This window comes from Sphingomonas sp. S6, assembly GCF_043498045.1.
Lineage (GTDB): Bacteria > Pseudomonadota > Alphaproteobacteria > Sphingomonadales > Sphingomonadaceae > Sphingomonas.
The window spans coordinates 190696-203661 of the sequence record NZ_JBIEOE010000006.1 but is presented as its reverse complement, the minus strand read 5'-3'; the positions used below and the strand labels follow the sequence as shown (position 1 = coordinate 203661).

Below are 12966 nucleotides of genomic sequence, written 5' to 3'. Positions count from 1 at the left end.
GCGGAAAAGTCGATATGGGCGGATCGTAGAGAGGACCACGCACCATGACCCGCCCGCCCTTCGCCGACTTCGCGCCGCCCGTCCGCCCGCAGACGCCGCTGCGCGCCGCAATCACCGCCGCCTATCGTCGTCCGGAGGCGGACTGCCTCGCGCCGCTGCTCGACGCCGCGACATTGCCCGACGCGATCGGACGCGATGCCGCCGCAACCGCGACGGCGCTCGTCACCGCGCTCCGTGCCAAGCACAAGGGCACCGGTGTCGAGGGTCTGGTGCAGGAATATGCGCTGTCGAGCCAGGAGGGCGTCGCGTTGATGTGCCTCGCCGAGGCGCTGCTGCGCATCCCCGACACGGCGACGCGCGACGCGCTGATCCGTGACAAGATCGCGGGCGGCGACTGGCGCAGCCACGTCGGCGACGGTCGCTCGTTGTTCGTCAATGCCGCGACCTGGGGTCTGGTCGTCACCGGCAAGCTGACCGGCAGCGTCAACGACAGCGGCTTGGGGGCCGCGCTCACCCGGCTGATCGCGCGCGCGGGCGAGCCGGTGATCCGCCGCGGCGTCGACATGGCGATGCGCATGATGGGCGAACAATTCGTCACCGGCGAGACGATCGCCGAGGCGCTGAAGCGCGCCCGCCCGTTGGAGGCGCGCGGCTTCCGCTACAGCTACGACATGCTGGGCGAGGCAGCGACGACGGCTGCGGATGCCGACCGCTATTATCGCGATTACGAAAACGCCGTGCGTGCGATCGGCGAAGCCTCGGCCGGGCGCGGCATTTTCGATGGGCCCGGCATCTCGATCAAGTTGTCGGCGCTCCACCCTCGCTACGTCCGCGCCCAGGCGGCGCGGGTGATGGGCGAGCTGCTGCCGCGCGTGAAGGCGCTCGCGGTGATGACCAAGGGCTATGACATCGGCTTCAACATCGATGCCGAAGAGGCCGACCGGCTGGAGCTGTCGCTCGACCTGCTCGAAAGCCTCGCCACCGATCCCGATCTCGCCGGCTGGGACGGCCTTGGCTTCGTGGTGCAGGCCTATGGCAAGCGCTGCCCGTTCGTGATCGACTGGATCGTCGACCTCGCCCGCCGGTCGGGGCGCCGGATCATGGTCCGGCTGGTTAAGGGCGCCTATTGGGACGCCGAGATCAAGCGGGCGCAGGTCGATGGCCTCGCCGACTTCCCCGTCTACACGCGCAAGATCCACACCGACGTCGCCTATATCGCCTGTGCCCGCAAGCTGCTGGGCGCGCGCGATGCGGTGTTCCCGCAGTTCGCGACGCACAATGCGCAGACGCTCAGCACCATCTACCATCTGGCGGGCACCGACTTCACGGTCGGCGACTATGAATTCCAGTGCCTGCACGGCATGGGCGAACCGCTGTACGACGAAGTGGTCGGCGCGGAGAAGCTGAACCGCCCGTGCCGCATCTATGCGCCGGTCGGCACGCACGAAACGTTGCTCGCCTATCTCGTCCGCCGCCTGCTGGAAAATGGCGCGAACTCGTCCTTCGTCAATCGCATCGCCGATCCCGAAGTGTCGATCGCCGATTTGATCGCCGACCCGGTCGAGGCAGTGCGCGCGATGGCCGCGCCGGGACAGAAGAACCCGCAGATCGCCCTGCCGCAGGACCTGTACGGCGCGCGCCGCAACTCCGCCGGCCTCGACCTCAGCGACGAAACCACGCTGGCGATGCTCAGCGAGACGATGGCGGGCGAAGGCCCGTGGGACGCCGGCGTCGTCGGCACGCCCCGCGCGGTGCTGAACCCGGCCGATCATCGCGACCGCGTCGGTACGGCGCACGAGGTGTCGGTGGAGCAGGCGCAGGCTGCCGCCCACGCCGCGCAGGCCGCCGCGCCCGGCTGGGCCGCGACCACCCCGGCGGAGCGCGCCGCGATTCTCGATCGCGCCGCCGACGCGATGCAGGCGCGCATGCCGCAGCTGCTCGCGCTGACCGTGCGCGAGGCGGGCAAGTCGCTCCCCAACGCCATTGCCGAGGTGCGCGAGGCGATCGACTTCCTGCGCTATTACGCGGAACAGGCGCGCGCGACGCTCGGCACCGGCCATCGCCCGCTGGGCGTGGTCACCTGCATCAGTCCGTGGAACTTCCCGCTGGCAATCTTCATCGGACAGGTCGCGGCAGCGCTCGTCGCGGGCAATGCGGTGCTCGCCAAGCCCGCCGAGGAAACGCCACTGATCGCCGCCCAGGGCGTGGGCCTGCTGCATGAGGCCGGCGTGCCGACGGACGTGCTGCACTTCGTCCCCGGCGACGGCGCGATCGGCGCGGCGCTGGTCGCAGCGCCAGAGACGATGGCGGTGATGTTCACCGGATCGACCGAGGTCGCGCGGCTGATCCAGAAGGAACTCGCCAAGCGTCTGCTTCCCGATGGATCGCCCATTCCCTTCATCGCCGAAACCGGTGGGCAGAATGCGATGATCGTCGATTCCTCCGCGCTCGCCGAACAGGTGGTCGCGGACGTCATCGCCTCCGCGTTCGACAGCGCGGGCCAGCGCTGTTCGGCGCTGCGCATCCTGTGTCTGCAAGAGGAGGTCGCCGACCGTACGCTCGCGATGATCAAGGGCGCGCTGCACGAACTGTCGATCGGCCGCACCGACACGCTGGCGACCGACATCGGCCCCGTCATCACCGCAGAGGCGAAGGCCAATATCGACGCGCACATCGCCAGGATGCGCGCGGGCGGCCACCGCGTCGAACAGCTCGCGCTCGCGGGCGATACCGCACATGGCACCTTCGTCGCGCCGACGATCGTCGAACTGTCCGACATCGCCGAACTGGAGCGCGAGGTGTTCGGCCCGGTCCTGCACGTCGTCCGCTTCCGCCGCGCCGAACTGGACCGGCTGATCGACCGGATCAACGCCACCGGCTATGGCCTGACCTTCGGCCTGCACACGCGCCTCGACGAGACGATCGCGCACGTCACCAGCCGGGTTAAGGCGGGCAATCTGTACATCAACCGCAACGTCATCGGCGCAGTGGTGGGCGTCCAGCCGTTCGGCGGGCGCGGCCTGTCGGGCACCGGCCCCAAGGCGGGCGGGCCGCTGTACCTCGGCCGGCTCGTGTCGGGCGCGGACCTGCCGCCGGCAGTGGTATCGGACCATGCCGATCCCGCGGCGCGCGACCTCGCGGTCTGGCTGGAGGATCGGGGCGAGAGCGCGCTAGCCACGCGCGTCCGCGACGCGATCGCCACATCGATGCTGGGTGCTGCGACCGAGCTGGCCGGCCCGGTCGGCGAGCGCAACCTCTACGCCCTCCACCCGCGTGGGCGCGTGCTGATGCTGCCGCAGACGCGAGACGGCCTGATCGAACAGATCGGCGCCGCGCTCGCCTGTGGGAACGACGCGGTCGTCGGCGACGCAGGATCGCTCGCCAAGGCGCTGGCCGAGCTGCCGCAAAGCGTCACCGCCCGCGTCCGCATCGCCGACGACTGGCGGCACGCGCCGGCCTTCGCAGGCGCGCTGATCGAGGGCGAGGCCGCGCACGTGTCCGCCGCGCTGGCTAAGCTGGCCGCGCTGCCCGGCCCGATCGTGCTGCCCCAGGCAGCCTGCGCCGGCTATCGCCTCGACTGGCTGGTCGAGGAGGTGTCGACCTCGATCAACACCACCGCGGCCGGCGGCAACGCCAGCCTGATGGCGATCGGTTGACCGGCCGGCTGGAGCGCGTCGGTCAGACGCGCTCCAGCATCAGCGCGATCCCCTGGCCGACGCCGATGCACATGAACGCCATCGCGTAGCGGCCGCCGCTGCGGTGCAGCTCCTCCACCGCGCTCATCACGATCCGCGCGCCCGACATGCCGAGCGGATGGCCCAGTGCGATCGCCCCCCCGTTGCGGTTCACCCGCGGGTCGTCGGCCGCAATGCTCAGGTCGCGCAGCGTCGCGATCGCCTGCGCAGCAAAGGCCTCGTTCAACTCGATCACGTCGAGCTGGTCGAGGCCGATTCCGGTGATCCGGCACAGCTTGCGCGCCGCCTCGATCGGCCCGACGCCCATGATCCGCGGCGCGATCCCGGCAGATGCCATGCCGAGCACCCGCGCCCGCGGCGTCAGCCCGTGGCGCGCCGCCGCCGCCTCGCCCGCCACCAGCATCGCCGCGGCGCCATCGTTCAGGCCCGAGGCATTGCCCGCGGTGACGGTGCCGTCCGCCCGTACGACGGGCTTCAACTTCGCCAGCGCCTCCAGACTGGTGCCACGCGGATGTTCATCGGTGTCGAAGACGATCGGATCGCCCTTCCGCTGCGGGATCGTCACCGGCACGATCTCCGCCGCCAGCCGCCCGCTGGCGATCGCCGCCGCCGCCTTCTGCTGGCTGGCGAGCGCGAAGGCGTCCTGATCTTCACGCGCCACGCGCCACTGGTCGGCGACATTCTCCGCGGTCTGCGGCATCGTGTCGACGCCATAGGCCGCCCGCATCGCCGGGTTGACGAAGCGCCAGCCGAGCGTCGTATCCTCGATCTGCTGCGCCCGATCGAACGCGCCGGCCGCCTTGCCCATCACATAAGGCGCGCGCGTCATGCTCTCGACCCCGCCCGCGATCCCGAACGCCGCATCGCCACAGCGGATCGCCTGCGCGATGCTGCCGACCGCGTTGAGCCCCGAACCGCACAGCCGGTTCACCGTCGCGCCCGGTACGCCGTCGGGCAGGCCGGCGAGCAGCACCGCCATGCGCGCGACGTTGCGATTGTCCTCGCCCGCCTGATTGGCGCAGCCGAGCAGCACATCGTCCACCGCGTCCCAATCGACCGACGGATTGCGCTCCATCAGCGCGCGCAACGGGATCGCCGCGAGATCGTCGGCCCGCACGCTCGCGAGCGCGCCGTTCAATTTGCCGATCGGCGTGCGGATCGCGTCACAGATGAAGGCATCGGGCATCGGGCGTCCTCTCCAGCGTTTGCCGAAGGGCGTCGCCCCGAATGGCGTGCGTCGTCAAGCCGCTACGCGCCGGCGCGCGTCGCTTTGCCTAGGCCCGCCGCTCGATCAGCAGGCGATACAGGCGCTGGGGGATATGCCAGCGCCGGCCGAGCAGGATCGCGCCGATCAGCACCGCGCCGGCATCGCGCAGCTGCGTCACCAGCGTTCGCGCCACCGGGCGACGCGTCGCCTCCGCTTCGACCACGGGCACGACGACATCGACCGCCTGCGACAGCTCGATCCCCTCATACCCCACCGCCATCGGCGGCGCAGTGACGACGATATAGTCGAACCGATCGCGCAGCTCGGCGAGCAGGCGCACGTCGCGCCGTTGCAGCGAACAGGCCGCGGTGCCGATGATCGTCGTCATCATGTCTTCGAACGGCTCGAGTTCCAGGCTCGCGGCCGTCTCCGGCACCGGCGCATCGCTGGCGAAGCGGACGAGCAGCACGCGCGCACCGGCGCGGCGCGCCATCGCACGGCCCAGCCCCAGCGCGGCGGTTTGCAGGCTCATCCGCGAACTCGGCGCGACCAGCAGCACCGCCCGCCCGCTGCCCTGGTGGTGCGCGTCGACCGCCGCGATCAGCCGGCTGTAATCGCGCGCCACGCCCTCGCCCTGTTCGGCGACGGGGGCGGCGAGCACCGGCAGGCCCAAAGCCCGCTCGACCTCTACCGGGGTCAGGAAGGTTTCGCGCAGGCTGCCGGCGATGAACACCGCCGCGCCCGCGATCAGGATGCCGGCGAAGATACTGCCGGCGATCAGCAGCAATGGCGGGTTGGTGCGCTTGGTCGGGGGGGTCGGCGCCTCGATGACGCGGACGTTGGGGCTGCCCGCCTCGGTCGTCTGGTTCAGCTGCACGCGCGCCTGTTCGACCTGCGACGACAGCGACTTGAAGCTGTCCGCCAGCACGTCGCGGTCGAGCTTCATCGTCGTCAGCCGGTCGCTGATCGCATTCAGCTGCGCGAGGCGCGCCCGCGACTGGCCGAGCTGCCCTGCCAGTTCGGCGCCGCGCGCCTCCGCACCGGCCACGGTCGCGCGCGACTGGATCAGCTTGTCCTTGGTCGAATCGAAATATTGGTTGCGGCCCGTGCGCTGCGTCATGACCAGCGACGATTTCTGCTGGGTGATCGTCGCCTGCAATGCGGCGATCTGCTTGTCCAGCTGCGTCACCTGCGGCGACGTCGCCATGAAGCGCGACGCCAGATCGGCGCGCTTAGCCTGCAGCCCCAGCAACTGCGCCTGCATCTCGCCCAGCGCCCGCGCCGCCTCGGTATTGTCGTTGTACAAGCGGATATCGGCAGGAACCGATTTGGCCTGGCTGCTCAGGCTCGACAGGCTGCGACGCCCGTCGGCCAGCTCCGCATCGCTTTCCAGCTTGCTCTTGCGCAGCAGGTCGTCCTGCGCGACCGCGCCCGCCACCTGCGCCGCGATGTCGACGATGCCGTTCTGCTGCTGATAGGCGGTGATCCGCGCGCTGGATTCGTCCAGCTGGCGCTTGATCGCGTTGCGCTGCTGTTCGAGGAAGGCGACGCGCCCCGAGGTCAGCACCGTCGCGCGGCTTTCGAAATAGCGGCGGATCAGTTGGCGCAGCGCGTCGGCGGCCCGTTGCGGGTCGCGCGCCGTATAGGTCAGCTGGATGACGTTCGCTTCGTTCGCCTTGGTGACGTGCAGGTGCGACTGGAATTTCTCCAGCGCCGCATTGATCTCCGCCGGCGACGCGGCGGGACCCAGCTGCGCGCGCACCACGTCGCGATGCAGCTCCAGGCTGTCGAGCATCTGCAGCTCGACATTGGCGACCGCCCCCGGGTCGAGCACCTGCCCCGGCAAGGGCGCGCGCCCGGCGTCCTGCATGTCGTAGATGCCGGCGCTCAGCGGCAGCAGCCGCGCTTCGGCACTATAGGTGGGCGGCAACAGCAACGCGACCAGGACGCCAAGTCCGATGATCGATCCCGCGACGATCAACGCGAGTCGGCGATAATAGAAAATGCCGTTGAGCAGGTCGCGCAGTGCGAATTGCCCGTGGCGCGTCTCCGTTTCCTGCTGCTCGGACGAAGACGTGAAATCAAGCATCTGGTGGAATGTCCAAGGCTGCTGGAAAGGGCTGGTGCGCCTTATGGTCGGTTCCTCTTACCTTTCCATTAAGCCTTCCGCTATATCGGCTTACGCGAAGCGGCCCGTCCCGTGTCTTGCAGTGGGACGGCCGGGTGGCGCGCGGGCAACAGGACGGTGACGATGGGCAGATACGGCTTGGCGACCATAGCGGCGGTGCTGGCGCTGGTCTCGCCGACGATGGACGCGCTGGCGCAGGTCGCGCCGATCGTGCGGACGCCGCCGGCGCCGCGGGCTATGGTGGCAGCGCCTGTGCCAGCCCCCGCCCCCACCGCGGCCGCTCTCGCCGCCCCCGTCGTCGATCGCACCGCCTATCGCATCGCGCCGGGCGACGAATTGGCGATCAGCTTCCCCTACAATGCCGAGCTGGATCATGCCGGACCGGTGGGTCCCGATGGCCGCATCGCGATACCCCTGGTCGGCAACGTCCCCGTCGGCGGCCGTACGATCGACGAGGTCGCCGCGCTCATCTCCGCCGATTTGCGCCGGCAGGGTGTGGTCGAGGATGCCCGCCCGACGGTGGCGGTGCGCCAATATGGCGGCGTCGTCTATGTCGGTGGCGAAGTGCGCCAGCCTGGTCCGGTGAAGCTCACCGCGACGATGGACCCGATGCAGGCAGTGATCGGCGCCGGCGGCCTGCTCGACACTGCGCGCACGCGGAAGGTAGTGGTGATCCACCGCAATCCCGACGGCTCGATCGCACAGCGTCAGGTCGATCTGAAGGCCTATACGAAAAGCGGCATCGCCACCGGCATCGATCTGCAATCGCAGGATATCGTGTTCGTGCCACGCTCGTCGATCGCCGAGGCCAATCTGTGGATCGACCAGCATATCAACAAGTTGCTGCCGTTCAGCCGCAGCCTGAACTACAATCTGGGCGGCGGAGCCGTCTTCGGCCGCTGACATGACCGCCGCGACGCGCGCCCTGCCCTTTCCGCGACGCAGCCTGCGCGGCTGGATGCAGGCGGCCGACGTCCGCTGGGCCTATGTCGCGCTGCTCGTCGCGCTGCTGCCGTTGTTCGGGCAGAGCTTTCATTATGTGAAGCTGCTCAAACCCGCTTGGGCCTTGTCCAAGGCGTTTCCGCTGCTGTCGCTGCCGCTGTGCCTGATCCTGTTCGCCGGGCGCCGGCCGGAAGGGTCGCGGCAGATGGTCGTGACCATCCTGTGGCTGGTGCTCGTCCCCACCTTCATCTCGCTCTTCACCTTTCAGCAGACCTTCTTCATCGCGCTGGCATCTCAGCTGAAGCTGTTGCCGCTGCTCTACATCTTCTCGCTGCTCGGACTGCTCCGCTGGATGCGACCGACGCTGCGCGAAATCGCCGCCGCCTTCCTGATCTGTGCGGTCGTCACCTTCGTCCTGTTGCTCGTAATCTGGCGGCTGGCGCCGCAATCGGCCTATGCCGAACATTATGTGGCGGGCGACTCGCCACTTCTGTCGGCGGACGCGCGCGGCAATCGCATCCGCATGCCAATGTACTTCGGCTTGATCGGCATCCTCTATGCCTGGCGCCGCTTCACCGTGCGCTGGCAGCCGCGCTGGTTCGCGGCCTGGGGGGCGGGCTTCGCCATGGTGTTCGGCCTCGTCCGCATGCGCACCTTCGTGCTCGGCCTGACGCTGATGGCGGCGATCAACGGCTTTCTGGCTGCCGGGCCGCGCCTGCGGTTGCTGATGCTGGCACTCATTCCCTTCGCGCTCGCCGCGCTGTTCTCGGTGCCGTTCATGGCGTCGATCTTCAGCACCGACAAAGCCTTCGCGTTCGACGTCCGCTATATCTCGACAATGAAGGCGATCGGATTTCTTGGCACCGATCCCTTTCGCTGGATTTTTGGCGTCGGCACGATCAGCCCGATCGATCCCGCCGGGTTGATGACCTATTTCAACCACTTCTTCTTTCTGGGTGACATCACCTGGATGGGGATCATTTTCGAATATGGCATCATCGGCGCGCTGCTGATCGCCGCCGTCCCCTTGCGCGGCGTGCTGCTGATGGATAGCGCCCGCCGCCTGCATGACACGCCCTTCCTCGCCGCGCTCCGCGACTATCTCGTCTATTCGCTGCTGATATCGGAAATGCTCCCCATGACCCTCGCTCCCGGGGAGATTACGTCGATCATGGCGATCGCCCTCTACGCCCGCGAATTACCCGCAGCGAGCGGACGCCGTCGATGAGCACCGCGGCCGAACAATCCCTGCTGCGTCGTCTGCACCAGCGCTATGGCGGGTCGCTGGTGACGGTCGGCACGCGGCTGATCGACATACCCTGCCGCTACGGCATGCACCTAATGATCGCGTTGCGCCTGTCGCTGGATCAGGTCGGTGCCTTCTATATCGTGTTCGGCGCGCTGATGATCGCATCAGGCCTCGGCCGCCTGGGCATTGACCGCGCGCTGACCCGCGAAATGGCACGCCTGCTTGCCGCGGACGATGCGGCGGGCGCACGGGCGGCGATGCGGCGGGCGGCGATCATGGTGCTCCTGCTGTCGCTCGCGCTAACCGCCCTTGCGCTGCTCGCGGCCTGGCCGCTCGCCGCCTACGTGATGCGCAAGCCTGACATGGCACCGCTGTTCGTGATCGGCGCACTGGCCATCCTGCCACAGAATTTCGCCAATCTCGTCGCTGGCGCACTCGCCGGGCTCCACCGCGTCACGCAGAGCCAGATCGTCTATACTTGGCTGTGGCCGGGGCTGTTCTGCGTGCTGGTGTTCGCACTACCGATGTCGGACGCACATGGGCTGGCGGCCGTGGCGGCGAGTATGACGCTCGCGACGCTGATCGGCGGCGTGATGCTGCTGCGCGATCTGCCGGTGGTCACGCCGGGCGGGGCGTCCCATCCGCCCGAACCTCTGCTCGGTACCGGCCTGTCCCTGTTCAGCCTGGAACTGGTCCAGCTGCTCATCAGCGCGGCACCGCCCTTCATCCTCGGCATCATGGCCTCTACCGACGAAGTGGGCCTGTACGCCATCGCCTGGCGGGTGGTGCTGGTGATCTACATGTTCGTCAGCGGCGTCGCGTCGATGGTCGCGCCGCGCTTCGCCCGGCTCTACATGATCGGCGATCTCGCCGGCCTTCGGCAAGAGGCTGCCCGCGCGATCGCCTTCGCGCTGACACTCGCGATCCCGCCGATCCTCGTCGTGATTGTGTTCCCAGACCGGATTCTCGCGCTGTTCGGCCAGCAGTTCCTGCCCGCCGCCACCGCGCTTCATGTCCTGATTATCGGCCAGGTCGCTGCTGCGCTCACCACCACCACACCGGAACTGCTCGGCATGACCGGCTATGCGCGCGCGTTGCTGCGCGTCAACGGCCTTGCGACCCTCGTCCTGATCGGCGGCCTGGTGCTGCTGTCGGCGCCTTTGGGCGCGCAAGGCGCGGCGATCGCGACGAGTGCGACCATGCTGGTCAACGCGATCGGATGCAGCCTGATCGCGCGAGACAAACTGGGCTTCACGCCGCTGGGAGCAGTCTACGCAACGTGGCAGCGCCGCCGAACGGCGTTACCGCAATGAGCCAATGGTTCGACTTGGCTGCTAAGTGCCAGACATGCTTTTATAAATTCGTTGGCTGCAATAAACAGAAAACGCAATGTTAAGGCTTTGCGGCCTAAGGAATTTTCGAGCCCGTTTCCGGAGTGCGTGGTCTTGACGTCCGACACTACGACCGATCCGAAGCACGGCGAACCCTATAAAGGGGTGGAACGCCGTCTGCGCAAGCCGGTGTTGGGCATGCGCATCCGCGATCTCGATGAGGACGGCGCAGCCCAATACATGCTGCAGACGCCGCGCAGTGTCGATGAAGGCCTGGGCGTGTTCGTCACGCCCAACATCCAGCATATCGCGCTGGCCCGCAAGGACGACGAATTCAATCGCGCGCTACAAAGCGCCCAGATCATCGTCGCGGACGGTTTCCCGGTCTATCGGTTCGCGAAGCTGCGCGGGCTCTCTCTGCCGGGCCGCGTTGCCGGGCGCGCCGTGATCGAGCGGATGTTCGCCGACCCCGCCGCGCTGGCAGGCCACAGGGGGTTCTTCGTCGTCGACAGCCGCGCCACGGCGGAGGGCATCGAATGCTGGCTCAAGGACTTCGCGCCCGCCTTTGCGGTCGAGACACTGGTGCCGCCGTTCGGCTTCGAGAAAGACGCCGCCTATTGTCGCTCGCTCGCCGATGCGATCGCGACCTTCGACGCGACCCTGATCTTTCTGTGCATCGGCGCCCCCAAGAGCGAGCTGTTCGCCTATCACTATCGCGCGCTGCTGCCACCGGCATGGGCGCTGTGCGTCGGCCAATCGTTTCGCCTGCTGCTGGGTACGACACCGCCACCGCCTGAGATGATGGTCCGCTTCAATCTGGAGTGGCTCTGGCGCGTAATGCTCGAACCCAAACGGATGTTACGACGCTACGGCCCCAGCGCAGTCGGTTTCCTGCGCTCTGCCGTTTCAGACATGATCAAGTCGCGGTAAATCCAATACTTCCCTTGCTGAGGACATTTTCGTGGAAGACCAATTGCGCAACATCCTCGACGACGCCGGCGGGCTGTTGAGGCCGGCAGCGTCGCTGTCGCCGCGGGACGACCTGTTCGCCGCCGGTCTCACCTCGTTCAAGACCGTGGGCGTGATGCTCGCGATCGAAGAGGAATTCGACGTGGTGTTTCCGGACCAGCTGCTCACCCGCGCGACCTTCAGCAGCATCGCTGCGCTGACGGCCGCGATCGAGAGCATTCGGGGAGATGCCGATGCTGCATGATCCGTCCGCGACCGGACGTGCGATGGCCGCCGCGATCGAGCGGGTCGTCGCCGTCGCCGCCGCGCATGCCGACGCGGTGGATCGGGAAGGCCGCTTTCCCGCCGAGGCCGTCGAGGCCCTGCGGCAGGAAGGGCTACTCGGCGCACTGGTGCCCATGGCCTTGGGTGGCAGCGGCGCGACGATGGCCGATATCGTCGGGCAGTGCCAGCGATTGGGCCGCGCCTGCGCTTCGACCGCAATGGTCTATGCGATGCACCATAGCCAGCTCGCCTGCCTTGTGATGCATGCGCTGGAGGAACCCTGGCAGCGCGACTTCGCACGCCGGATCGCGACCGAGAACCTGCTGATCGCCTCGATCACGTCGGAGGTCGGGATCGGCGGCGACATGCGGTCGAGCCGGTGCGCGGTCGACGTGCACGATGGTCGCTTCACGCTGGAAAAGCAGGCGCCCACCGTCTCCTACGGCGATTACGCCGACGTCTTCTTCGTGACCGCCCGCACCCACGCCGAAGCACCCCCGTCCGATCAGGTGCTCGTCGTCGTGCCGCGCGAAGATGCGACGTTCGAATCGACCGGCGGCTGGGACGCGCTGGGCATGCGCGGCACCAGCACGGTCGGCTTCACCTTCCGCGCCGAGGGGGTGGCCGCACAGATTATGGCCGCCCCGTTCGCCGATATCGCCGCCGAAGCGATGGTCCCCGCATCGCACCTGATGTGGGGCGGCGTATGGACCGGCATCGCGGTTGAGGCGCTGACCCGCGCGCGCGCCTTCTTGCGCACCGCCGCGCGCCGCCAGCCAAGTCAGACGCAGCCCGGCGCGCATCGCCTGATGCACGCCGCCGGCCTGCTCGACGGCATGCAGGCGCGGCTGCGCACGCTGATCGACCAGTTCGACGCCACTTATGCGTTCGGCAACGACCGCGCCGTCGCCGATGCGCAGGAAACCGGCTGGCCGCAGGGCATGGCGCGCGCCACCGTGCTCAACATGCTGAAGCACGACGTATCGACGCAATGCCATGAGGTGGTGCTGGAGGCGCTGCGCATCTGTGGCATGGCTGGATATCGCAACGGCACCGAATTCAGCATCGGCCGTCATCTGCGCGACATCCTGTCGGCGCAGTTGATGATCAACAACGACCGCATCGCCAGCGGCACCGGCGCCATGCTGTTCGCACAGCGCGCCGAACTGGGAACGCTCTGA

9 protein-coding genes are annotated in these 12966 nt (G+C 68.1%); 7 read left to right on the top strand and 2 right to left on the bottom strand.

Features of this window, described 5'->3' with window-relative positions; all coding sequences use genetic code 11:
• Positions 1–44: 44 nt before the first annotated feature.
• Complete coding sequence (gene putA / locus ACGVWT_RS12100; RefSeq protein ID WP_315462076.1) at positions 45–3656, top strand: trifunctional transcriptional regulator/proline dehydrogenase/L-glutamate gamma-semialdehyde dehydrogenase; 3612 nt, start codon at positions 45–47, stop codon at positions 3654–3656.
• A gap of 22 nt (positions 3657–3678) precedes the next feature.
• On the opposite strand, the gene pcaF is transcribed toward putA, so the two are convergent.
• Positions 3679–4881, bottom strand: coding sequence for a 3-oxoadipyl-CoA thiolase (gene pcaF / locus ACGVWT_RS12095; protein WP_315462075.1), 1203 nt, complete (start codon positions 4879–4881; stop codon positions 3679–3681).
• Between the two features lie 88 nt (positions 4882–4969).
• Positions 4970–6991: a hypothetical protein gene (locus ACGVWT_RS12090; RefSeq protein WP_315462074.1), complete on the bottom strand. Its 2022-nt coding sequence runs from the start codon at positions 6989–6991 to the stop codon at positions 4970–4972.
• A 162-nt stretch (positions 6992–7153) separates the two neighbouring features.
• On the opposite strand from ACGVWT_RS12090, the gene ACGVWT_RS12085 reads away from it, so the two are divergent.
• The 6 genes from ACGVWT_RS12085 to ACGVWT_RS12060 all read left to right on the top strand — a co-directional run bounded on the left by ACGVWT_RS12085 (position 7154) and on the right by ACGVWT_RS12060 (position 12966).
• Entirely contained in the window at positions 7154–7933 is a 780-nt protein-coding gene (locus tag ACGVWT_RS12085) for a polysaccharide biosynthesis/export family protein (protein ID WP_315462073.1), read from the top strand.
• Between the two features lies 1 nt (position 7934).
• Positions 7935–9200 carry a hypothetical protein gene (locus tag ACGVWT_RS12080; RefSeq protein ID WP_315462072.1) on the top strand — a complete coding sequence of 422 codons (1266 nt, stop codon included), beginning with the start codon at positions 7935–7937 and terminating at the stop codon, positions 9198–9200.
• Entirely contained in the window at positions 9197–10534 is a 1338-nt protein-coding gene (locus ACGVWT_RS12075; RefSeq protein WP_315462071.1) for a lipopolysaccharide biosynthesis protein, read from the top strand. The genes ACGVWT_RS12080 and ACGVWT_RS12075 overlap by 4 nt, the downstream gene beginning before the upstream one ends.
• Positions 10535–10660: 126 nt before the next feature.
• On the top strand, positions 10661–11482 hold the full coding sequence (locus ACGVWT_RS12070; RefSeq protein WP_315462070.1) for a WecB/TagA/CpsF family glycosyltransferase: 822 nt from the start codon (positions 10661–10663) through the stop codon (positions 11480–11482).
• A gap of 31 nt (positions 11483–11513) precedes the next feature.
• Positions 11514–11765: an acyl carrier protein gene (locus ACGVWT_RS12065; protein ID WP_315462069.1), complete on the top strand. Its 252-nt coding sequence runs from the start codon at positions 11514–11516 to the stop codon at positions 11763–11765.
• Positions 11755–12966, top strand: a complete 1212-nt coding sequence (locus tag ACGVWT_RS12060) for an acyl-CoA dehydrogenase family protein (RefSeq protein ID WP_315462068.1) — start codon at positions 11755–11757, stop codon at positions 12964–12966. The genes ACGVWT_RS12065 and ACGVWT_RS12060 overlap by 11 nt, the downstream gene beginning before the upstream one ends.

Bases quoted from the DNA above. Each gene is read 5' to 3' on its own strand.
- putA (WP_315462076.1), top strand. From the start codon at position 45: ATGACCCGCCCGCCCTTCGCCGACTTCGCGCCGCCCGTCCGCCCGCAG.
- pcaF (WP_315462075.1), bottom strand. From the start codon at position 4,881: ATGCCCGATGCCTTCATCTGTGACGCGATCCGCACGCCGATCGGCAAA.
- ACGVWT_RS12090 (WP_315462074.1), bottom strand. From the start codon at position 6,991: ATGCTTGATTTCACGTCTTCGTCCGAGCAGCAGGAAACGGAGACGCGC.
- ACGVWT_RS12085 (WP_315462073.1), top strand. From the start codon at position 7,154: ATGGGCAGATACGGCTTGGCGACCATAGCGGCGGTGCTGGCGCTGGTC.
- ACGVWT_RS12080 (WP_315462072.1), top strand. From the start codon at position 7,935: ATGACCGCCGCGACGCGCGCCCTGCCCTTTCCGCGACGCAGCCTGCGC.
- ACGVWT_RS12075 (WP_315462071.1), top strand. From the start codon at position 9,197: ATGAGCACCGCGGCCGAACAATCCCTGCTGCGTCGTCTGCACCAGCGC.
- ACGVWT_RS12060 (WP_315462068.1), top strand. From the start codon at position 11,755: ATGCTGCATGATCCGTCCGCGACCGGACGTGCGATGGCCGCCGCGATC.